15 protein-coding genes and 1 tRNA gene are annotated in these 21,353 nt (G+C 71.8%); 6 read left to right on the top strand and 10 right to left on the bottom strand.

Annotated elements, in window-relative coordinates:
• Nucleotides 1–88 precede the first annotated feature (88 nt).
• A complete protein-coding gene (locus tag IE258_RS18775) occupies nt 89–1,117 on the top strand; it encodes a LacI family DNA-binding transcriptional regulator (protein ID WP_189744907.1) in 1,029 nt (342 codons plus the stop codon).
• Nucleotides 1,118–1,302: 185 nt separating this feature from the next.
• On the opposite strand, the gene fusA is transcribed toward IE258_RS18775, so the two are convergent.
• Together fusA and IE258_RS18765 are read right to left on the bottom strand one after the other, a co-directional pair.
• On the bottom strand, nt 1,303–3,366 hold the full coding sequence (gene fusA / locus IE258_RS18770; RefSeq protein ID WP_189744905.1) for an elongation factor G: 2,064 nt from the start codon (nt 3,364–3,366) through the stop codon (nt 1,303–1,305).
• A gap of 374 nt (nt 3,367–3,740) precedes the next feature.
• Nucleotides 3,741–3,825 (bottom strand) — tRNA-Leu (locus IE258_RS18765).
• Nucleotides 3,826–3,978: 153 nt separating this feature from the next.
• Here IE258_RS18765 and IE258_RS18760 point away from each other — a divergent pair.
• A complete protein-coding gene (locus IE258_RS18760; protein WP_189744903.1) occupies nt 3,979–5,310 on the top strand; it encodes a DUF2254 domain-containing protein in 1,332 nt (443 codons plus the stop codon).
• Between the two features lie 33 nt (nt 5,311–5,343).
• Here the strand turns inward: IE258_RS18760 and IE258_RS18755 are convergent, their stop codons facing one another.
• Genes IE258_RS18755 through sucC form a run of 3 tightly spaced genes read right to left on the bottom strand, consistent with a single transcriptional unit; the run spans nt 5,344 to nt 9,059 of the window.
• A complete protein-coding gene (locus IE258_RS18755; RefSeq protein WP_189744901.1) occupies nt 5,344–6,909 on the bottom strand; it encodes an aldehyde dehydrogenase family protein in 1,566 nt (521 codons plus the stop codon).
• A complete protein-coding gene (gene sucD / locus IE258_RS18750) occupies nt 6,906–7,883 on the bottom strand; it encodes a succinate--CoA ligase subunit alpha (protein WP_229892195.1) in 978 nt (325 codons plus the stop codon). Before sucD ends, IE258_RS18755 begins: the two co-directional genes overlap by 4 nt.
• A gap of 15 nt (nt 7,884–7,898) precedes the next feature.
• Entirely contained in the window at nt 7,899–9,059 is a 1,161-nt protein-coding gene (gene sucC, locus IE258_RS18745) for an ADP-forming succinate--CoA ligase subunit beta (protein ID WP_189744899.1), read from the bottom strand.
• Nucleotides 9,060–9,202: 143 nt separating this feature from the next.
• Here sucC and IE258_RS18740 point away from each other — a divergent pair, with 143 nt between their 5' ends.
• From IE258_RS18740 to IE258_RS18725, 4 genes are all read left to right on the top strand, one after another.
• A complete protein-coding gene (locus IE258_RS18740; RefSeq protein ID WP_189744896.1) occupies nt 9,203–10,885 on the top strand; it encodes a thiamine pyrophosphate-binding protein in 1,683 nt (560 codons plus the stop codon).
• An 11-nt stretch (nt 10,886–10,896) separates the two neighbouring features.
• Complete coding sequence (gene frc / locus IE258_RS18735; RefSeq protein ID WP_189744894.1) at nt 10,897–12,138, top strand: formyl-CoA transferase; 1,242 nt, start codon at nt 10,897–10,899, stop codon at nt 12,136–12,138.
• Nucleotides 12,139–12,142: 4 nt separating this feature from the next.
• Nucleotides 12,143–14,287 (top strand): acetate--CoA ligase family protein, encoded by a 2,145-nt coding sequence (locus tag IE258_RS18730; protein ID WP_189744892.1) that lies wholly within the window; start codon nt 12,143–12,145, stop codon nt 14,285–14,287.
• Between the two features lie 123 nt (nt 14,288–14,410).
• Nucleotides 14,411–15,790 (top strand): OFA family MFS transporter, encoded by a 1,380-nt coding sequence (locus IE258_RS18725; protein WP_189744890.1) that lies wholly within the window; start codon nt 14,411–14,413, stop codon nt 15,788–15,790.
• Nucleotides 15,791–15,868: 78 nt separating this feature from the next.
• Here the strand turns inward: IE258_RS18725 and IE258_RS18720 are convergent, their stop codons facing one another.
• The 5 genes from IE258_RS18720 to IE258_RS18700 all read right to left on the bottom strand — a co-directional run bounded on the left by IE258_RS18720 (nt 15,869) and on the right by IE258_RS18700 (nt 21,349).
• Complete coding sequence (locus tag IE258_RS18720; protein WP_189744888.1) at nt 15,869–17,077, bottom strand: sugar phosphate isomerase/epimerase family protein; 1,209 nt, start codon at nt 17,075–17,077, stop codon at nt 15,869–15,871.
• A 113-nt stretch (nt 17,078–17,190) separates the two neighbouring features.
• Nucleotides 17,191–18,588 (bottom strand): alkaline phosphatase family protein, encoded by a 1,398-nt coding sequence (locus IE258_RS18715; RefSeq protein WP_189744887.1) that lies wholly within the window; start codon nt 18,586–18,588, stop codon nt 17,191–17,193.
• Nucleotides 18,585–19,760, bottom strand: coding sequence for a metabolite traffic protein EboE (gene eboE / locus IE258_RS18710; RefSeq protein ID WP_189744885.1), 1,176 nt, complete (start codon nt 19,758–19,760; stop codon nt 18,585–18,587). Before eboE ends, IE258_RS18715 begins: the two co-directional genes overlap by 4 nt.
• A gap of 3 nt (nt 19,761–19,763) precedes the next feature.
• Nucleotides 19,764–20,612, bottom strand: a complete 849-nt coding sequence (locus tag IE258_RS18705) for a TatD family hydrolase (protein ID WP_189744883.1) — start codon at nt 20,610–20,612, stop codon at nt 19,764–19,766.
• Nucleotides 20,612–21,349 carry an EboA domain-containing protein gene (locus tag IE258_RS18700; protein WP_189744881.1) on the bottom strand — a complete coding sequence of 246 codons (738 nt, stop codon included), beginning with the start codon at nt 21,347–21,349 and terminating at the stop codon, nt 20,612–20,614. The genes IE258_RS18705 and IE258_RS18700 overlap by 1 nt, the downstream gene beginning before the upstream one ends.
• Nucleotides 21,350–21,353 lie beyond the last annotated feature (4 nt).

Below are 21,353 nucleotides of genomic sequence, written 5' to 3'. Positions count from 1 at the left end.
GCGTTGCCGTACTGTTGACCGGTTCCACCCGCGTTGCCGCCCGAGCGGCGACTCACCACACGGTGGACGTACCCGTGGGAGGGAACCGATGCGACCGGACGCGAGGCGCACCACGTTGGCGGACATCGCACGAGCGGCCGGGGTGTCCGTGGCGACGGTGTCCAAGGTGGTCAACGGCCGCGGTGACGTGGCCCCGGGGACCCGCACCCGGGTGCAGGAACTGCTGCACGAGCACGCCTACCTCGCGCCCGTGTTCCGGCACACGGACGCGGGGGAAAGCCCCACCATCGAGGTGCAGTTCAGGGGCGGACTGAAGTCGTACGTGGCCGAGACCCTGGAAGGGATCGTCGACGCGGCCTCCGAGTCGGGGGCCTCGGTGGTGGTCAGCAAGGCGTCCGCTGCCCCGCACTGGGCCCGGAACCTGGTGTCGGCCGGGCGTCGTGCCGTCATCGCGATCACCAGCGTGTACACCGCGGCGCACCTGAACGAACTGGCCCGCTCCGGGCTGCCGCTGGTGGTGCTGGACCCGTTGCACCTGCCGGACAGCCGGATCCACAGTGTGGGGGCCACCAACTTCGCGGGCGGCCTGGCCGCGACCCAGCACCTGCTCTCCCTCGGTCACCGCCGGGTCGCCTATCTCGGCGGACCCGCCATGGCCGTGTGCAACCAGGCACGCCTGCACGGCTACCGCGCCGCCATGGAGGCGGGCGGCGTGCCCGTACCCGAGGCCCACACCCGGCCGGGAGAGTTCACCTACGAGAGCGGACTGCTCGGAGCCGCGGCGCTGCTGGACCTGGAGGAGCCACCCACCGCGGTCTTCGCGGGCAACGACGAGATCGCCGTCGGCGTCGTCGAGGCGGCCCGCGCCCGGGGTCTGCGCGTCCCGGAGGACCTGAGCGTGGTGGGCTTCGACGACACGAGCCTCGCCCGGATGGCGTCGCCGCCCCTCACCACCGTCCGCCAGCCCCTGCGGGAGATGGGCGGTGCCGCCCTGCGCACCGCCCTCCGGCTCGCCAACGGTGAGCGGGTCGATTCCCACCACATCGAGCTCGCCACCGAACTCGTGGTGCGCGCCTCTACGGCGCCGCCCCGCGCGGCGTCTCCGGAGCGCGGGTAGCCGGGGCGGACGGGACCGGGTCTCGAAGACCGACCCCGCACGGGAACCCGCGGCGCGGCACCCTCGTGCCCGGGGGGCGTGAGGGTGCCGCGCCGCATGCCGTGGGCGTGTTGGTGCCGCGCCGCGTGCTCGGGGCGTGTGAGTGCCGCGCCGCGTGCCCGGGGCGTGAAGGTGCCGCGCCGCGCCTACCGCGTGGTCGGGCCGGCCGTCACGACCGGCGCCGGTGCGTAACCGGTGGGCCGGGCGGTGAAGGTGCCGCGACCCTGGGTGCGGCTGCGCAGCCGGGTCGCGTAGCCGAACAGTTCGGCCAGCGGGACGGTGGCCGTGACCACCGCCGAGCCGCCCCGCGTGTCGGAACCGGTGACCCGGCCGCGGCGCGCGGCGAGGTCACCGAGCACACCGCCGAGCCCGTCCTCGGGCACGGTGACCGTGACCTCCACGACCGGTTCGAGCAGCACCATCTCCGAGGCGCGCAGAGCGTCGCGGAGACCGAACCGGCCGGCGGTGCGGAAGGCCGTGTCCGAGGAGTCCTTCACATGGGTCTGGCCGTCGGTGAGCGTGACCCTCAGGCCGGTCACCGGGTGCCCGCCGAGCGGGCCCTCGGCGAGGGCGTCCCGGCAGCCCGCCTCGACGGCCCGGACGTACTCCTGCGGCACGCGCCCGCCGACGACGGCCGAACGGAACACGAACCCGTCGCCGCCCTCGATGTCCCGCTCCCAGGGCTCCACGTCGAGCACGACGTGCGCGAACTGACCGGCGCCGCCGTCCTGTTTGACATGCCGGTGCACGAAGCCGGTGACCCCTTCGCCGACCGTCTCGCGGTACGCCACACCGGGGCGGCCCACGGAGACCTCGAGACCGTGCTCGCGCCGTACGCGTTCCATGGCGACCTCCAGGTGCAGTTCGCCCATGCCCGACAGCACGGTCTGTCCCGTCTCCGGGTCGGTCCGCACGGCCAGTGAGGGGTCCTCCTCGGTCAGCCTGGCGAGCGCCGAGGCGAGCCGGTCGGTGTCGGTGGCGCGCCGGGCCTCCACCGCCACGTGCACGACGGGTTCGGGCACGCCCGGGGGTTCCAGGAGCAGCGGGGTGCCCGGCGCGCACAGGGTCGAGCCGGCGCGGGCCGACTTCAGCCCGACCACGGCGACGATGTCCCCGGCGACCGCGCGCTCCAGCGGGTCGTGCCGGTCGGCCCGGACCCGCAGGATGCGGCCGACGCGCTCGCTGCGGCGCGTACCCGCGTCCCACACGGTGTCTCCCTTCTCGATCGTGCCCGAGTAGACCCTCAGGTACGTCAGTCGTCCGGTCGGGGTGGCGTTCACCTTGAACGCCAGTGCCGCCATCGGTGCCGCCGGGTCGGCTGGCCGTTCCTGCTCCGTGCCGTCGTGGGTGCCCCGCACCGCGGGGACGTCCAGCGGCGAGGGCAGGTACGCCACCACGGCGTCCAGCAGCGGTTCGACGCCGCGGTTGCGGTAGGCCGAGCCGCACAGCACGACCACGCCGTCGCCGGTGCGCGTCAGGTCGCGCAGGGCGTCGGTGAGGGTGGCCGCGGTGAGCGTCTCCCGGTCGCAGAACTCCTCCAGCGCGGCCGGGTGGCGTTCGGCGACCGCTTCCTCCAGCAGCCGCCGCCTGCGTGCCGCCTCCTCGCGCAGGGCGTCGGGCACCGGCCCCTCCTCGGCCGTGTCCGCGCCGTCGCCCCATACGAGGGCGCGCATGCGCGGCAGGTCGACGACGCCGGTGAAGCCGTCCTCCGTGCCGATGGGCAGCTGCACGACCAGGGGTACGGGGTGCAGTCGTTCGCGGATGGAGGCGACGGCGGTGTCGAGATCGGCGCCCGCCCGGTCCATCTTGTTGACGAACGCGATCCTGGGCACGCCGTGCCGGTCGGCCTGCCGCCACACGGACTCGCTCTGCGGTTCCACTCCCGCCACCGCGTCGAACACGGCGACCGCGCCGTCCAGCACGCGCAGGGAGCGTTCGACCTCGTCGGCGAAGTCGACGTGCCCCGGGGTGTCGATGAGGTTGATCCGGTGGTCCGCCCAGGTGCAGCTGACGGCCGCGGCGAAGATGGTGATGCCGCGGTCGCGTTCCTGCGGGTCGAAGTCGGTGACGGTGGTGCCGTCGTGGACCTCGCCGCGCTTGTGGGTGGTACCGGTGAGGTAGAGGATCCGCTCGGTGACGGTGGTCTTGCCCGCGTCGACGTGGGCGAGGATGCCCAGGTTGCGGACGGTGGTGAGCGGGTTGGTGCGCATGGCCCGAAGCCTTTCGGAGGAACCGGAAAAGGGCAGCGCGATCTCCCCCGACGCATGTGCCGGACGCCCCGGCAAGGGACGTCGGCTCTCAGATGTGCGTCGCGGGCATCCGGCGCCGGCCGCGCAGCGGGCACCGGACGGCCGAAGACACCAGGATCACCTCGTGCCGGGCCGGGGGAACGACGGGTGCGGTGCGGCTGCGCACGGCCCTGCTCCCCTCACTCGGTCTCGGTGTCACGGTGAGTGTAGGGAGGCCCGGATCGGAGCCGCACCGTATTTTCGGCGGCCGGTGAGTGATCCGGCGGCCCGTGGAACGAGAAAAGCCGACCGGGACGTGTCCCGGCCGGCACCTCTCTGCCTGATCTTGTTTCTTGTGTCCGAGGGGGGACTTGAACCCCCACGCCCGATAAAGGGCACTAGCACCTCAAGCTAGCGCGTCTGCCATTCCGCCACCCGGACCAGGTGTCTGTCGCGGTGCGGGGGTGCTCCCCCGCGGCGACATGGACAACCATACCAAGCTTTCGCGGTGCCTTTCACCTGCGTTTCCTTCCCCAGCCGTTCCCCTGAGCGGCGGTCCGGGACCGGCGGCCGCGCTGCGCCTAGGGTCGCACCATGAGTGACTGGATGGTTACGCAGGGCCCGCTCCCGCGGCGCCGGCCGCGGGCGTTGTCGCCGCTCAGGGAGCATCTGCGGGACACGTTCTGGTTCGCGCCGACCGCGGCCATGGTGGGTGTCTTCGTCGTCTGGCTGGTGGCCCAGGAGCTCGACGCGGCGCTCGTCCGTTCGCTGCAGGACGACGGCGACTACGACACGCTCGCCGAGCTGCTGCGCTTCGCGGACGACGCGAAGACGGTGGTGTCGGCGGTCGGCTCGGCGATGATGACCTTCATCGGTGTGGTGTTCAGTATTTCGCTGGTCGCGGTGCAGATGGCGAGCGGGCAGTTCACCCCGCGGGTGGTGCGGCTGTTCGTCCGCAGCCGGATCACCAAGGCGACCTTCGCCGTCTTCCTGGCCACCTTCGTGCTGACGCTGCTCGTCCTGACCAGCTACGACAGCAACGCCGACCCCCGCATCGCCACGTCCGTCCCGCTGGTGCAGTCGGTGCTGACCCTCGTCATGGTCGCGCTGAGCCTGCTGCTGTTCGTGATGTACGTGAACGCCACCCTGCGGCTGATGCGGGTCAGCCATGTGATCGCCCGGATCGCCGCCGAGTCCTTCCGGGTGGCGGCGCTGATGCCCGCGCCGGCGGAGGGCGGCGGGGCGCCCGTCCTCGGGCCCGTGACGGCGTGGGTCGCCCACGACGGGCAGGGCGGTGTGCTGCGGGACGTGCACGTCGCCCGGTTGGTGCGGGTGGCCCGGGGGCACGGGGTGGTGCTGCGGCTGGTCCCGCGGATCGGTGACTTCCTGGTGCCGGGCACCCCGGTCCTGGCGGTGCACGGCGGGGCGGCCCCGCCGCGCCGTGCGCTGCGGTACGCCCTGTCCGTCGGCGTGGAACGCACCTTCCACCAGGACCTGGCGTTCGGGCTGCGCCAGCTCTCCGACATCGGACTGCGCGCCCTGTCCCCGGCGGTGAACGATCCGACGACCGCCGTGCAGGCGCTGGACCGGGTCGTGCAGATCCTGGCCACGCTGTCCCGGCGGCCGCTGGACGCCGTGCCGCACCGGGACCGGCGCGGCGTGGTCCGGCTGGTGCAGCCCGTGCCGGGGTGGGCGGAGCTGGTGGACCTGGGGTTCGCCGAGGTCCGGGCCTGTTCCGTCGGGTCGCCGCAGGTCACCCGGCGTCTGGTGGCGGGGCTCGACGACCTGCTGCGGCTCGTGCCGCCGGAGCGGCGCGAGCCGCTGTTGCGCCAGCGCGAGCTGCTGCGGCAGGCCGTCGAGCGGACCGCGCCGACCCCGGCGGACCGGGCCTTCGCCCTGCGGCCGGACCGCCAGGGCATCGGCTGACCGCCCCGGAAGCACCCGTCCCCTTCTCCCCCGTTACGGCATGAGGTGGTGGTCCGGGAAGTTGCCCGGCAGCTGCTCCCCCGCCGGGCCGTGCGTCACGGCGCGCACCAGCAGCTCGCCGCCCACGAAGGCACCGCGCCAGGACGCCCCGTGCCCGCCGAACAGCTCGTCGCGGTCCCCGCGGGAGCGCGGTACCCCGTGGCCGACCTTGAACGCGCGGATCTGCGGCGCCAGCCTGTCGTACGTCGCCGGGTCGTCCGTGGACAGCGTGGCGACCAGCGCGCCGTTGGAGGCGTTCATCGCGGCGAGCAGCTCGGCCTCGGTGTCGACCAGGACGATGGTGTCGACCGGGCCGAAGGGTTCCGCGTGGTGCAGCGGCGAGGACCGGGGCGGGTTGAGCAGGGTGACCGGCTGGACGTAGGCCGAGGTGTCCTGGCCGGGCAGGAAGCGGGCGTCGGAGGTTTTGCCGCGGTGCAGTGGGACGGCACCTCGGTCGACGGCCTCGGCGACCTGGTCGTGGAGCTCCTTGGCCTTGGCCGCGTTGATCACCGGGCCGAAGTCCAGCGCCGGGTACGGGGCGTCCGGTGCGGCGACGGCGAGCGGGTGGCCGACGCGCAGGGTGCGCACGGCCGGGAGGTACGCCGCGAGGAAGGCGTCGAACAGCTGCCGCTGGACGACGAACCGCGGGTAGGCGGTGCAGCGTTGCTTGCCGTAGTCGAAGAGTTTCGGGATCACCTGCGTGAGCGCGTCCCAGTCGGTGAAGTTCCAGATGCCCCAGGTGTTGAGTCCCTCCTGTTCGAGGATGTGCCGCTTGCCGAGGTCGGCGACGGCGGTGGCGACGGCGGCACCGGTGTCCCGGCCGCCGACGAAGGACACGCAGCCGATCTCGGGCGCGCGCACCAGCGCCTGGGACAGTTCGCCGCCGCTGCCGCTGACGAGGGTGACGGGCAGTCCCTCGCGGGCGGCGAGCGCCGAGGCCAGGGTGAGACAGGCGACGCCGCCGTCGGTCGGGGTCTTGGCGATGACCGCGTTGCCCGCGAGTGCCTGGACCAGCAGGGCGTGGACGAGCACGCTCATCGGGTAGTTCCAGCTGGCGATGTTGGAGACCGGGCCGTCCAGCGGGGCCCGCCCGTCGAGCATGTCGTCGATGCCGTCGACGTACCAGCGCACGCCGTCGACGGCGCGGTCGACGTCGGCCGTCGCCGACCGCCAGGGCTTGCCGATCTCCCAGACCAGCAGCAGCGCGAGCAGTTCGCGGTGCTGGGCGAGGGCGTCGAGGGTGGCCGCGACGCGGGCGCGGCGCTCGGGCAGGGGGACGTGGCGCCAGGCCCGGTGCTGGTCGAGCGAGGCGCGTACGGCGTGCTGGGCGGTGGCGGCGTCGATCCGGGGCGGACCGGCGATCGGGGTGCCGTCGACCGGGCTGGTGGCCGGCAGCACCCGGCCGTCCGTCCGCCAGCCTGCGTCCCAGAGGTTGAGCACGCGGTCGTCGCGGAACGCCTCGGGCGCGACGGTGCGGCAGCGCCGCCAGGCTTCCGCCCAGGAGGTGCCGGGCTTCAGGGCGAGGGCTTCGGCGGCGCCCTGCGCGTCGGCCGCCGTCATGCGCGGGCTCCGTCGCGCACCGCTTCGTCGCGCACCACTCCATCGCGCACCGCTCCCTCGCGCACCGCTTCGCCGCGCACCACTCCGTCGCCCACCGCTCCGTCGAGTACGGCGAGCACGTGCCGTGCCGTCTCGGTCGGTGTGCTCCCGACCCGTACGCCCGCCGCTTCCAGTGCCTCCTTCTTCGCCCGCGCCGTGCCCGAGGAGCCGGACACGATGGCACCGGCGTGGCCCATGGTCCTGCCCTCGGGTGCGGTGAAGCCGGCGATGTAGGCGACGACGGGCTTGGTGACGTGCGCGCGGACGTGGGCCGCCGCGCGTTCCTCCGCATCGCCGCCGATCTCGCCGATGAGGACGATCAGTTCGGTGTCGGGATCCTCCTCGAAGGCGGTGAGGCAGTCGATGTGACTGGTGCCGACGACCGGGTCGCCGCCGATGCCGACGCAGGTGGAGAAGCCGATGTCGCGCAGTTCGTACATGAGTTGGTAGGTGAGTGTGCCCGACTTGGAGACCAGGCCGACGCGGCCGGGCTTGGTGATGTCGGGCGGGATGATGCCTGCGTTGGACTGGCCGGGGGTGATCAGGCCGGGGCAGTTGGGTCCGATGACGCGGGTGCCCCTGGTCCGGGCGTGCGCGGTGAGGGCGACGGAGTCGTGGACCGGGATGCCCTCGGTGATGACGACCGCCAGGCCGATGCCGGCGTCGGCGGCTTCCACGACCGCCGCTCTGGCGAAGGCGGGCGGCACGAAGACCACGGTGACGTCGGCGCCGGTGCGCTCGATGCCCTCGCGGACCGAACCGAAGACGGGTACGGCACGGTCGTCGAAGTCGACGGTGCGGCCCGCCTTGCGCGGGTTGACGCCGCCGACGACGTCGGTGCCGGCGGCCAGCATGCGGCGGGTGTGCTTCATGCCCTCGGCGCCGGTCATGCCCTGGACGAGGACCTTGCTCTCCTGGGTGAGGTAGATCGCCATGTCGTCCTGTCTCCTTTATCCGGCGTGTCCGGTGCATCCGGCGGTGGACGCCGCGGTGGCGAGTCGGGCGGCACGGCTGGCGGCGCCGTCCATGGTGGTGGCCTGTTCGACCAGCGGGTGCGCGCGTGCGTCGAGGAGGGCCCGGCCGCGGGCGGCGTTGTTGCCGTCGAGGCGGACGACGAGCGGCTTGGTCGGCCGTACCTCGTCCAGGGCGCGGACGATGCCGTCGGCGACCGCGTCGCAGGCGGTGATGCCGCCGAAGACGTTGACGAGGACGGACTTCACGTCGGGGTCGGAGAGGACGACGGACAGTCCGTCGGCCATGACCCGGGCGGAGGCACCGCCGCCGATGTCCAGGAAGTTGGCGGGACGGGCGCCGCAGCCCGCGACCACGTCCAGGGTCGACATGACCAGTCCGGCGCCGTTGCCGATGACGCCGACCTCGCCGTCCAGCTTGACGTAGTTGAGGCCCTTGGCACCGGCGCGCGCCTCCAGGGGGTTGTCGGACGTGGGCCGTTCCTCGCCCCAACGTGACTGGCGGAAAAGGGCGTTGTCGTCGAGGGTGACCTTTCCGTCGAGGGCCACGATCCGACCCTCGACCGTCCTGACCAGCGGGTTGACCTCGACCAGCAGGGCGTCCTCGCGGACCAGTACCTTCCACAGCCGCACCAGCGTGTCGACGGTCTGCGGGGGCAGTCCCGCGGCGTCGGCGATGCGTACCGCGGTGGCCGTGTGCACGCCCGTGGCGGGGTCGACGGGGATGCGCGCCACCGCCTCGGGCCGCCGGGCGGCGACCTCCTCGATCTCCGTGCCGCCCTCCGCCGAGGCGATGGCGAGAAAGCCCCCGGACGCGCGGTCGAGGACGTAGGAGACGTAGAACTCCCGCTCGATGTCGCAGGGTTCGGCCAGCATGACGGTGCCGACCGTGTGCCCCTTGATGTCCATGCCGAGGATGTGCCGCGCCGCCTCCTCGGCCTCGGCGGGGTCGGCGGCGAGCCGCACTCCGCCCGCCTTGCCGCGTCCACCGGTCTTCACCTGCGCCTTGACGACGGCGCGTCCGCCGAGTGCGCGGGCGATCTCCCGGGCCCGCTGGGGCGAGTCGGTGACCTCGGCCCTCGGCACCACGATCCCGTGTTCCTTGAAGAGTTCCCTTGCCTGGTGTTCGTACAGGTCCATCTCGGCTCCTGACTGAAAGTGCCGCACGCCCCCTGGACACCACCCACCGGATGCGGGATAACAAGCTTCATACAGTATTCGTCGACTGTATGCAATGTACCGCGAGAGCGCCCCAACCCCTCGTGAAGGGACAGGACTTCGCCATGCCCGACGACACCCAGGACGTCATCTCCGGCGGCCACCTCGTTGCCAAGGCACTGAAGGCCGAGGGGGTCGACCGCATCTACACGCTGTGCGGCGGCCACATCATCGACATCTACGACGGCTGCGTCGACGAGGGCATCGAGGTCGTCGACGTACGCCACGAGCAGGTCGCCGCGCACGCCGCCGACGGCTACGCCCGTATCACCGGCAAGCCCGGCTGCGCGGTGGTCACCGCCGGGCCGGGCACCACCGACGCCGTCACCGGCGTCGCCAACGCCTTCCGCGCCGAGTCGCCCATGCTGCTGATCGGCGGCCAAGGTGCCCACACCCAGCACAAGATGGGGTCCCTCCAGGACCTCCCGCACGTCGACATGATGACGCCGATCACCAAGTTCGCGGCGACCGTGCCGGACACCGCGCGCGCCGCCGACATGGTGTCGATGGCGTTCCGCGAGTGCTACCACGGTGCGCCGGGGCCGTCCTTCCTGGAGATCCCGCGCGACGTGCTGGACGCCAAGGTGCCCGCGGACAAGGCGCGCGTACCGCAGCCCGGGGCCTACCGTGCCTCCACCCGGTCGGCCGGCGACCCGGACGCCGTCGAGCGGCTCGCCGACCTGCTGGTGCACGCCGAGAAGCCCGCGATCCTGCTGGGCAGCCAGGTCTGGACGACCCGCGCCACCGAGGACGCCGTCGAGCTGGTGCGCACGCTGAACGTTCCGGCGTACATGAACGGCGCCGGCCGCGGCACCCTGCCGCCGGGCGACCCGCACCACTTCCAGCTCTCGCGCCGCTACGCGTTCTCCAACGCCGACGTGATCGTGATCGTCGGCACGCCCTTCGACTTCCGGATGGGCTACGGCAAGCGGCTTTCCCCGGACGCGACCGTCGTGCAGATCGACCTCGACTACCGCACCGTCGGCAAGAACCGCGACATCGACCTCGGCATCGTCGGCGACGCGGGCCTGGTGCTGAAGTCGGTGACCGAGGCGGCGTCCGGACGGATCAACGGAGGCGCGGCCAGGCGCAAGGAGTGGCTGGACGAGCTGCGCGCGGCCGAGCGGACGGCGCTGGACAAGCGACTGCCGCAGCTCAGGTCGGACGCCTCGCCCATCCACCCCTACCGGCTGGTCAGCGAGATCAACGACTTCCTCACCGAGGACTCGATCTACATCGGCGACGGCGGCGACATCGTCACCTTCTCCGGGCAGGTCGTCCAGCCCAAGTCACCCGGCCACTGGATGGACCCGGGCCCGCTGGGCACGCTCGGCGTCGGCGTCCCCTTCGTGCTGGCCGCCAAGCAGGCGCGGCCCGACAAGGAGGTCGTCGCCCTCTTCGGCGACGGCGCCTTCTCCCTCACCGGCTGGGACTTCGAGACCCTCGTCCGCTACGACCTCCCGTTCGTCGGCATCGTCGGCAACAACTCCTCGATGAACCAGATCCGCTACGGCCAGGCCGCAAAGTACGGCAAGGAACGCGAGCGGGTCGGCAACACCCTCGGCGACGTGCCCTACGACCAGTTCGCCCGGATGCTGGGCGGCCACGGCGAAGAGGTCCGCGACCCCGCCGACATCGGCCCCGCACTGCGCCGGGCCCGCGAGTCCGGCAAGCCGTCCCTGATCAATGTCTGGGTCGACCCGGACGCCTATGCCCCCGGAACCATGAACCAGACGATGTACAAGTGAGGTGACCACCCATGACAGGCACGTCAGCGAAGGCTCTTGAGGGCATCCGCGTCCTGGACATGACGCATGTGCAGTCCGGCCCGTCGGCAACGCAGCTGCTCGCCTGGCTCGGCGCGGACGTCGTGAAACTGGAGGCACCGCACGGCGACGTCACGCGGGGCCAGCTGCGCGACCTGCCGGACGTCGACTCCCTCTACTTCACGATGCTCAACTGCAACAAGCGGAGCATCACCCTGAACACCAAGACCGAACGCGGCAAGGAGATCCTCACCGAACTGATCCGCCGCTCGGACGTCATGGTCGAGAACTTCGGGCCGGGCGCGGTGGACCGGATGGGCTTCACCTGGGACCGCATCAAGGAGATCAATCCACGGATCGTCTACGCCTCCATCAAGGGGTTCGGCGAGGGCCCGTACACCGCCTTCAAGGCGTACGAGGTCGTCGCGCAGGCCATGGGCGGATCGATGTCCACCACCGGTTTCGAGGACGGGCCGCCGCTGGCGACGGGGGCCCAGATCGGGGACTCGGGCACGGGCGTCCACGTCGTGGCGGGCATCCTCGCCGCCCTCTACCAGCGAGAGCACACCGGACGTGGTCAGCGGGTGAACGTGGCCATGCAGCACGCGGTACTCAACCTCTGCCGGGTGAAGCTGCGCGACCAGCAGCGCCTGAGCCATGGTCCACTCGCCGAATATCCCAACGAGGACTTCGGCGACGAGGTTCCCAGGTCCGGGAACGCGTCCGGCGGCGGGCAGCCGGGCTGGGCGGTCAAGTGCGCGCCGGGCGGCCCCAACGACTACGTGTACGTCATCGTCCAGCCGGTCGGCTGGCAGCCGCTCAGTGAGCTGATCGGCCGGCCCGAGCTGGCCGACGACCCCGAGTGGGCGACCCCGCGGGCCCGGCTGCCGAAACTGAACAAGATGTTCCAGCTGATCGAGGAGTGGTCGTCCACCCTGCCCAAGTGGGAGGTGCTGGAGCGGCTGAACGCCCACAACATCCCGTGCGGGCCGATCCTGTCCACGAAGGAGATCATCGAGGACGACTCCCTGGTCGCCAACGAGATGGTCGTCACCGTCCCCCACCCCGAGCGGGGCGAGTTCGTGACCGTGGGCAGCCCGCTCAAGCTCTCGGACTCCCCGGTGAAGGTGACCAGCTCGCCACTGCTGGGTGAGCACAACGAAGAGGTCTACGTCGGCGAGCTGGGCCTCGGTGACGAGGAACTGCGGCTGCTCAAGTCGAGCGGGGTGATCTGACGTGATGGCCGAGGACCGCCGGGCACGGGTGCGCGGGCTCCTGGACGCCGTACGGGCCGAGGGGCGCACCGCGCTCACCGCTCCCGAGGGCAAGGTGCTCGCGGACGCCTACGGGATCGCCGTACCCGGCGAGGAGCTGGCGCGGGACGTCGACGAGGCGGTGGCGTGCGCGGCGCGGTTCGGCGCACCGGTGGTGATGAAGATCGTCTCGCCGGACATCCTGCACAAGACCGACGCCGGCGGTGTGGTCGTCGGGGTCGAGGGCGCGGCGGACGTGCGGGCGGCGTTCTGCCGGATCGTCGACAACGCGCGCGCGTACGACGCCTCCGCGCGGATCGAGGGGGTGCAGATTCAAGAGCTGCTGCCGCAGGGGCAGGAGGTCATCGTCGGGGCGGTCACCGACCCGACGTTCGGCAAGGTGGTGGCGTTCGGGCTCGGCGGGGTGCTGGTCGAGGTGCTCAAGGACGTCACCTTCCGGCTGGCTCCCGTGGACGCCGACGAGGCGCTGTCCATGCTGGACTCGATCCGGGCGGCCGAGGTGCTGCGCGGGGTGCGCGGGCAGGCCGGGGTGGACCGGTGGGCGGTCGCGGAGCAGATCCGCCGGGTCTCCGAGCTGGTCGCCGACTTCCCGGAGATCGCCGAGGTGGACCTGAATCCCGTGATCGCCACGCCCGAGGGTGCGGTCGCCGCCGACATCAGGGTGATCCTGGCGACCGACACGCCGAAGGAGCGGCGCCGGTACACGCGCGAGGAGATCCTCACCTCGATGCGCCGCCTGATGCAGCCGTCCTCGGTCGCGGTGATCGGCGCGTCGGGCGAGCCGGGGAAGATCGGCAACTCGGTGATGCGCAACCTCGTCGACGGTGGCTTCGCCGGCGAGATCCACCCGGTGAACCCCAAGGCCGATGACATCTTGGGCCGCAAGGCGTACAAGAGTGTCACCGACGTTCCCGGTGAGGTGGATGTGGCGGTCTTCGCGATCCCCGCGCGGTTCGTGGCGGCGGCCCTGGAGGAGGTGGGGCGCAAGCGGATCCCCAACGCCGTCCTCATCCCCTCCGGCTTCGCCGAGACCGGTGAACAGGCGCTCCAGGACGAGATCGTGGCGGTCGCCGAACGGTACGGCATCCGGCTGCTCGGCCCGAACATCTACGGCTACTACTCGACCTGGCAGGACCTGTGCGCCACGTTCTGCACGCCCTACGACGTCAAGGGCGGCGTCGCGCTGACCTCGCAGTCGGGCGGCATCGGCATGGCCATCCTGGGCTTCGCGCGGACCACGAAGACCGGCGTGTCGGCGATCGTCGGGCTGGGCAACAAGTCGGACCTGGACGAGGACGACCTGCTGACCTGGTTCGGCGAGGACCCGCACACCGAGTGCATCGCCATGCACCTGGAGGACCTCAAGGACGGCCGCGCGTTCGTCGAGGCGGCGCGGGCGACCGTGCCGAGGAAGCCGGTCGTGGTGCTCAAGGCGGGCCGTACGGCGGCGGGCGCGAAGGCGGCCGGGTCGCACACCGGGGCGCTCGCCGGGGACGACGCCGTCTACGACGACGTCCTGCGGCAGGCCGGTGTCATCCGGGCGCCGGGGCTGAACGAAATGCTGGAGTACGCGCGCGCGTTGCCGGTGCTCCCCGCTCCCCAGGGCGACAACGTGGTCATCATCACCGGCGCCGGCGGCAGCGGGGTGCTGCTCTCCGACGCGGTGACGGACAACGGGCTGTCGCTGATGGAGATACCGCCCGACCTGGACACGGCGTTCCGCGCCTTCATCCCGCCGTTCGGTGCGGCGGGCAACCCGGTGGACATCACCGGGGGCGAGCCGCCGTCGACGTACGAGGCGACGATCCGGCTCGGCCTGGAGGACCCGCGGATCCACGCGCTCGTCCTCGGCTACTGGCACACCATCGTCACGCCGCCCATGGTGTTCGCCGAACTCACCGCGCGCGTGGTGGCCGAGTTCCGCGAACGGGGCGTCGAGAAGCCCGTGGTGGCCTCCCTCGCGGGTGACGTGGAGGTGGAGGAGGCGTGCCAGTACCTCTTCGAGCGCGGGGTCGTGGCGTACCCGTACACGACCGAGAAGCCGGTGGCGGTGCTGGGCGCCAAGTACCGGTGGGCGCGGGCCGCGGGCTTGTTGGGGGGCGGTTCATGACGTGAGACGGCGAGGGGTCGGCCGACGGGTGCGCGTCGGCCGGCCCCGGGGACCCGCGCGCGCACGAAAGGCATGGGACAGGGGGCGCTGGCCAGATCTTTCGACGCTAGGGGTGCAAACGACATGACAACCACCGATGTCACACGGGTCGCCGCCTACCAGGAGGTGACCGACAGGAACGGACGCGTCTACCGCGTGGGCGAGTCCGACATCGACATCATGGGGCGCAAGCGCAAGTGGATGGTGATCCTGCCCTGGATCGGGATGATGGGCATCTCCTCCGCCGAGTACGCGTTCGCGTCCGCCGAGGACACGCTGCACGAGGCCCAGCACTGGTCCAGCGGCAGCATCTACTGGATGATGACCGCCTGGGTGTTCTGCCAGGCCGCGGTCGCGTTCCCGGCGGGACGGCTGCGGGAGAGCGGCAGGCTCCCGGCGCGCTGGGCGATGATGCTGGGGTCGGCCGGCACGCTGCTGGGCTATCTGTCGCTGGCGTACGCGCCGCACGTCTCGCTCGCCTTCATCGGGTTCGGCGTGTTCAGCGGCATGGGTGCCGGCATGGTGTACGCGACCTGCGTCAACATGGTCGGCAAGTGGTATCCGGAGCGCCGGGGCGGGAAGACCGGCTTCGTCAACGGCGGTTTCGCCTACGGCTCGGTGCCGTTCGTCTTCATCTTCCACGGCTACATGGACACCTCCAACTTCCGCTGGGTGCTGGTTTCCGCGGGTGTCTTCCTCGCGGCGATGGTGGCGATCGCCGGTTTCTACTTCCGGGACCCGCCGAAGAACTGGTGGCCGGCCGCCGTCGACCCGCTGAACCCGCCGGCCGACCCGCGGGCCCGGCGTTCGCTGGAGAAGAACCCGCCGGCCGTCAAGCAGTACTCCCCGATGGAGGCGTGGAAGACCGGCCGGGTGGCGCTGATGTGGTTCTGTCTCGCCTGCACCTCCGGTGTGAACATCTTCGGCATCGCCTTCCAGGTCGACATCGGTGAGGAGGCGGGCTTCACGGCCGGGATCGTGGCCGCGGCGATGTCGCTGAAGGCGATCGTCAACGGCACCGGACGCGGCGTCATCGGCTGGCTCTCCGACCTGTACGGCCGCAAGCAGTGCCTGCTCTACGTGTGCGCCATCCTGGGTCTGGCCCAGTTCGGCATCATCTGGTCGGCCGAGATCAAGAACCTGCCGCTGTTCCTGATCTTCTCCGCCATCTCCGGTTTCGGCGGCGGTGCCATCTTCCCGATGTTCGCGGCGCTGACGGCGGACTACTTCGGCGAGAACAACAACGCCACCAACTACGGGATGGTCTACAGCTCCAAGCTCGTCTCCGGCCTCGGTGCGGGCATGGGTTCCGTGGTCGTCGGCGTCTGGGGCTACAACGGCGCTTTCAGCCTGGCGGGCAGCATCTCGATCTTCGCCGGGTTCGTGGCTCTGTCCCTGACACCTCCGGGGCGGCCGAAGAACAAGCGCGTCACTCCCAACCCCCGGCCACTGGGCGAGGGATGACCGGGCAACGCTTCCTCGCACGGACCGGGCGGCCCCTCCCGCGGTATGCGGAAGGGGCCGCCCGGTCCGTGTCGCGGTTCAGTGGCGCCGCTTGCGCAGGGCCGCCAGGTTGTCGTAGCTGATCTTGGCCTCCCGCAGGGACTGGGCGGGGTCGGTGGCGCTCGGGGAGTTGTCGTCCTCGATCATCGGGTTGTGGTAGTTCCGCTGCCCGACCCGGGAGAAGAACGTCGTGTAGTCGATGACGCCCGTCCCGAAGGGCACCATGTCGTAGCCCATGCCGTTGGTCGTGCTGACGACGCCGTCCTTGGCGTGGAAGAGCGGGTAGCGCCGGTTGTTGCGGACGACCAGCCCGGCCGGGTCGAAGACGTTCTTCCGGGTGGTGCCGTCGTGGGCGGTGTACTCGTGGAACTTGTACTGGGCGACGTGCGCCCAGAAGATGTCCATCTCCAACCAGACGACCCTCGGGTCGGTGACCTTGAGGAAGTACTCCAGCTTCCGGATGCCCGAACTGCGGGTGGGCCGGCCCTGGTCGTCCAGCGGGCCGCCGTCGAGCAGGAAGCCGTAGGCGCTGTCGTGGTTGTGGGTGTAGAGCTTGATGCCCTCCCGGTGGGCGATCGCGCCGAGCGCGTTCCACTTGTCGGCGGCCACGTCCCAGTCGGCCCGGTAGGAGCTGCCGGTGGGGTCGCCACCGGTGCCCATGTGGTCCATGCCGAGGATGTTGGCGATCTCCAGGTGCTTCTTGAAGGTGTCCTTGTCCGCCGTGGTCAGCGGCCAGGAGGACGGGATGAAGCCGTGGTTGCCCTGGGCACGCAGACCGTAGTCGTCGAGCCAGGAGCGCAGCAGCCGGGCGCCCTGGACGGACTCCAGGCTGGCGCCGCCCGGCGCGTTGGCGTGCTGGTTGTATCCGGCGAACTCCACCTGGCGGTAGCCGTGGCGGGAGAGCTGCTTGAACACCTCGCGGAAGCCGGAGGGCAGGTCGGAGGCGAGCGGGTCGCGGGCGGTGGCGTCACGGACGGTGTAGAGGATGATGCCGCGCTTGTCCGCCGGCACGAGGATCTGCCCGTGGCCGTGTCCGTGCCCATGGTCGTGGTCTCTGTCCCGGCCGTGGGCGAGGGCCGGGGAAGCGCCGAAGACCGGGGCCGCGACGGCTCCGGCCGCCACCGCGGTGCAGGTGCTGAGGAAGCGGCGCCGGTTCACGCCGAGGGAGCGGCGCAGGCTCTCGCCCGGGCCGTCGGCCAACGGGTCGGTGCCGGCGTCGCTGCGCGAGGGATCGGTGAACGGGGTCACGGGTGCCTGCCTTCTGGGTCGTGGCCTGCGCCGATGCGGTTCGGGCGGGCCGTTGTCAGTGCCGTGTGTTTCACTCTCAGTAGTCGGATTCGGCGGGCGTACCGGGTGGTGCGTCAACCGAGTCCGGCCAGCCGGAGCAGGAGTTGTTTCACGTCGGTGGCCGCGACGCGGTCTCCGACAGCGCGGGGGGTGGAGCAGATGAGGAGCGGACCGTCGTCGTCGCTCGCGGGGAGGCGGCCGTGGCTGCCTCGAATAGGTGAGGGGTCCAGCGGCACGACCGCCATGCGGTAGCGCATGCCGAGCTTCTTGCGGGCCAGGGCGCCGACCGCCTTGACCTTGACGTAGGGATCGAGCGGGTCCATGAACAGCTCGACCGGGTCGTAGCCGGGTTTGCGGTGGATCTCGACGAGCTGCGCGAAGTCGGGCGCGCGGTCGTCGTCGAGCCAGTAGTAGTACGTGAACCAGGCGTCCGGCTCCGCGACGGCGACCAGTTCGCCGGCGCGGGGATGGTCGAGGTGCTGCGCCTTCTTGCCCTCGTCGTCGAGGAGCTGCTCGATGCCGGGCAGCCCGTCCAGGGCGGCACGGGTCGCGTCGAGGTCCTCGGGGCGGCGGACGTACACATGGGCGACCTGGTGGTCGGCGACCGCGAAGGCGCGGGAGGCCATCGTGTCGAGGTACTCCATGCCGTCCTGGGTGTGCACCTCGAGCAGTCCGGCGCGGCGCAGGGCGCGGTTGATGTCCACGGGCCGGCTGACGGGGGTGATGCCGTACTCGGACAGCGCGACGACGGTGCGGCCCTCGGCACGGGCGTCGTCGAGCAGCGGGGCCAGCGCCGCGTCGAGGTCGGCGGCGGCCTTCAGGGAGCGCGGGTCGTCGGGGCCGAAGCGCTGCAGGTCGTAGTCGAGGTGAGGGAGGTAGCAGAGGGTCAGGTCGGGATGGCGGGTGGCCATGATGTGCCGGGTGGCGTCGATGATCCACTGGCTGGAGACCAGGTCGGCGCCGGGCCCCCAGAAGTGGAAGAGGGGGAAGGTGCCCAGTTTGTCGGTGAGTTCGTCGTGCAGGGCCGGGGGCCTGGTGTAGCAGTCGGGTTCCTTGCGGCCGTCGGCGTAGTAGACGGGACGGGGGGTGACGGTGAAGTCGGTGTCGGCGCCCATGGCGTACCACCAGCAGATGTTGGCGACTGTGTAGCCGGGGTGGGCGCGGCGCGCGGTGTCCCAGAGTCGGTCGCCGGTGACGAGCCCGTTGTGCTGGCGCCACAGCAGGACGTCGCCGAGTTCGCGGAAGTACCAGCCGTTGCCGACGATGCCGTGCTCGGAGGGCATGGTGCCGGTCAGGAAGGTGGACTGGGCGGCGCAGGTGACGGCCGGCAGGACGGTGCCGAGCGGCGCGCGGGAGCCGGACTGGCCGAGCTGCTTGAGGTGGGGCATGTGGTCGAGGAGGCGGGGGGTGAGACCGACGACGTCCAGGACCAGGAGGGGGGTGGGTCCCTCGGAGGGGGTGGGTGGGGTCATGGCAGTTCCTTCAGGCCGAGGTCCGTCAACAGGTCGCGGGCGAGGGTCAGCTCGGCGGCGATGCCGTCGGTGAGCTGGGCGCGGGCACGGGGCCGCAGCTCGGGCGGGAGGGCCTGCCAGGTGTAGGTCTCGACCTCCAGGTGGCGGGTGAGGGGGTGCGGGCCGCCGACGAGCCGGGTCAGCGCGGTCTTGAGTTCCGGGAGGGTGGAGGTGAGGGGCGCGGCGGGGGCCGCGTGCAGGGGGACGTGGAAGTGGGCGCGCCAGGGCGCGGTGTCGGGCAGTGGGCCGCCGTCCGCGAGGGCCTCGTCGAGGTCGTCGGTGCCGTGCAGGCCGCCGGAGGGGGTGGTGGTGCGGGTCTGGTGCAGGAAGCGCGGCTCGGCGAAGGCGGCCAGGGCTTCGCGGACCGCGGGGTCGGCGGGGTGTTCGGCGTGCAGGGCGGCGGACAGCTGGGACTTGACGACGGGCACGCGGGCGGCCGTGAGGGCGGCCAGAGCGGCGTGCGGATCTTCGAAGGAGGTGGCGAGGTGGCAGGTGTCGACGCAGACGCCGATGCGGTCGTGGGCGATCGCGGTCAGCGGGGCCAGGGCGTCGTGGGTGGTCTCGACGACGCAGCCGGGTTCCGGTTCCAGGCCGATGCGGATGGAGCGGCCGGTCAGGTCCTGGAGCGCGTCGAGGCGCTCGGCGAGGGTGACGAGGGCGGTGCGGGCCTTGTCGGCACGGGTTTCGTCGTACGCGGTGCGCCAGGCGAGCGGCAGGGTGGAGATGGTGCCGTCCGTGACGTCGTCGGGCAGCAGTCCGGCGAGGAGACGGGCCAGGGAGGTGGTGTGTTCGAGGCGTTCGGGGTCGGCCCAGTCCGGCTTGTAGACGCGGTACTTGACCTCTTCGGCGCCGAAGCCCTCATAGGGGAAGCCGTTGAGGGTGACGACCTCCAGGCCGCGCCGGTCGAGTTCGGTGCGCAGGCCGCGCAGCGCCGCCGGGTCGGTGACCAGGGCGTGGGCCGCGTCGCGGGCGAGCCACAGCCCGATGCCGAGGCGGTCTCGGCCCAGGCGTTTGCGGACCGGCTCGCAGTGGTCGCGGAGCTGGGCGAGGACGCCGTCCAGGGTCTCGGCGGGGTGCACGTTGGTGCAGTAGGCGAGGTGGACGGTGGAGCCGTCGGGGTGCCTGAAGCGCATCGCTCACTCCCCGCCGCGCAAGATGGAGTTGCCCTCGTGCGTGGCGTCCCCGGCGGCCACGTCGAGTTCCAGGCGTCCGCTGAGCCCGTAGAAGGCGACGGGGTTGCGCCACAGCACCCGGTCCACGTCGTCCTCGGTGAAGCCCTCGGCGAGCATCAGGTCGCCGACCTTGCGGGTCTTGAGCGGGTCGCTCCTGCCCCAGTCGGCGGCGGAGTTCACCAGCACCTGGTCCGGGCCGTACTCGCGCAGCAGGGCGACCATCCGGGCCTCGTCCATCTTGGTGTCCGGATAGACGGAGAAGCCGAGCCAGGCGCCGCTGTCCTTGGCCTCCTTGACGGTGGTCTCGTTGAGGTGGTCGACCAGGACCCGTTCGGTCGGCAGGGCGGACTCCCGGACCGCGTCCAGGGTGCGGCGCAGGCCGGCGAGCTTGTCGCGGTGCGGGGTGTGCACGAGGGCGGGCAGGCCGTGGTCGGCGGCGAGCTGGAGCTGGGTGGCCAGGGCGGTGTCCTCGGCGGGCGTCATCGAGTCGTAGCCGATCTCGCCGACCGCCACCACCCGGTCCTTGACGAGATAGCGGGGCAGCTCGTCGAGGACGGGCAGGCACCGGGGGTCGTTCGCCTCCTTGGGGTTGAGGGCGATGGTGCAGTGGTGGGCGATGCCGTACTGGGCGGCCCGGAAGGGCTCCCAGCCGAGCAGGGCGTCGAAGTAGTCGCGGAAGGAGTCCGGGGAGGTGCGGGGCTGGCCGAGCCAGAAGGACGGTTCGACGAGGGCGCGGATGCCGGCCGCGTACATGGCCTCGTAGTCGTCGGTGGTGCGGGAGGTCATGTGGATGTGGGGGTCGAAGATGCGCATCAGGACTCCTTGCCGTGGGGGTCGGCCGTGCCGGGCGCGGGGCGTCCGGACTCGGTCAGGGCCAGGACGCGGTGCAGGTCTTCGGGGACGGTGCGGTCCGCGGCGGTGCGTTCGGCGGCGTAGTCGGCGAGCATGCGGGCGAGTTCGTCGTCGCCGTGGGCCCGTCGGGCGAGGTCCGCCACACTGCCGACGGGGACGCCGGTGAACAGGCACTTCAGTACGGCGTGCCGCCACTGGTGGGCGTCGAGGTACCGGGCGGCGTACGGGCCGAGGGCGGCGGCGACGAGCCGGGTGTCGTTGGTGCGCAGGGCGTCCTCGACGAGCGGAAGGGCGTCCGGCCCCGGCACCAGGTGGGGCAGGGCGTGCAGGACGGCGCGGCGTTCGTCGGCGGTGCCCTGGGTGTAGACCCGGGTCAGGGCGTCCGTGTCGGCGCGGGCGGCGTGCAGGACCAGGACGCGGGCGGCGTCGGCGTGGGCGGGCCCGCAGCGGCGGCCGGCCTCGGCGAGGCGCAGTTCCCACACCGAGATGGGGCCGTGGGTGCCGGGGTGGGCGGCGGCCTCGTCCAGGGCCTGGTCCAGCCAGGCGCGGGCGGCTCCGCCGAGCTGGGCGGTGAGGGCGGCGCGCAGGTCGGCGGGCGGGACGTGGGCGGGGGTGGTGCCCTGGGGGTCCTGCCCGGCGGGGGTGCCATCCGTGTCCTGGGTGTCGGGGGTGACGTGGGTGGCGTGTGGCTGCGTCATGGTG

Source organism: Streptomyces tendae (assembly GCF_014650435.1).
In the GTDB taxonomy this organism is placed as follows: domain Bacteria; phylum Actinomycetota; class Actinomycetes; order Streptomycetales; family Streptomycetaceae; genus Streptomyces; species Streptomyces tendae.
The sequence above is the reverse complement of the archived record's forward strand: the minus strand, read 5'-3'. Positions and strand labels throughout refer to the sequence as shown.

What these genes read in the sequence shown, in the direction of transcription:
- IE258_RS18775 (WP_189744907.1), top strand. Translation starts at nt 89, where the DNA reads ATGCGACCGGACGCGAGGCGCACCACGTTGGCGGACATCGCACGAGCG.
- fusA (WP_189744905.1), bottom strand. Translation starts at nt 3,366, where the DNA reads ATGCGCACCAACCCGCTCACCACCGTCCGCAACCTGGGCATCCTCGCC.
- IE258_RS18760 (WP_189744903.1), top strand. Translation starts at nt 3,979, where the DNA reads ATGAGTGACTGGATGGTTACGCAGGGCCCGCTCCCGCGGCGCCGGCCG.
- IE258_RS18755 (WP_189744901.1), bottom strand. Translation starts at nt 6,909, where the DNA reads ATGACGGCGGCCGACGCGCAGGGCGCCGCCGAAGCCCTCGCCCTGAAG.
- sucD (WP_229892195.1), bottom strand. Translation starts at nt 7,883, where the DNA reads ATGGCGATCTACCTCACCCAGGAGAGCAAGGTCCTCGTCCAGGGCATG.
- sucC (WP_189744899.1), bottom strand. Translation starts at nt 9,059, where the DNA reads ATGGACCTGTACGAACACCAGGCAAGGGAACTCTTCAAGGAACACGGG.
- IE258_RS18740 (WP_189744896.1), top strand. Translation starts at nt 9,203, where the DNA reads ATGCCCGACGACACCCAGGACGTCATCTCCGGCGGCCACCTCGTTGCC.
- frc (WP_189744894.1), top strand. Translation starts at nt 10,897, where the DNA reads ATGACAGGCACGTCAGCGAAGGCTCTTGAGGGCATCCGCGTCCTGGAC.
- IE258_RS18730 (WP_189744892.1), top strand. Translation starts at nt 12,143, where the DNA reads ATGGCCGAGGACCGCCGGGCACGGGTGCGCGGGCTCCTGGACGCCGTA.
- IE258_RS18725 (WP_189744890.1), top strand. Translation starts at nt 14,411, where the DNA reads ATGACAACCACCGATGTCACACGGGTCGCCGCCTACCAGGAGGTGACC.
- IE258_RS18715 (WP_189744887.1), bottom strand. Translation starts at nt 18,588, where the DNA reads ATGACCCCACCCACCCCCTCCGAGGGACCCACCCCCCTCCTGGTCCTG.
- eboE (WP_189744885.1), bottom strand. Translation starts at nt 19,760, where the DNA reads ATGCGCTTCAGGCACCCCGACGGCTCCACCGTCCACCTCGCCTACTGC.
- IE258_RS18705 (WP_189744883.1), bottom strand. Translation starts at nt 20,612, where the DNA reads ATGCGCATCTTCGACCCCCACATCCACATGACCTCCCGCACCACCGAC.
- IE258_RS18700 (WP_189744881.1), bottom strand. Translation starts at nt 21,349, where the DNA reads ATGACGCAGCCACACGCCACCCACGTCACCCCCGACACCCAGGACACG.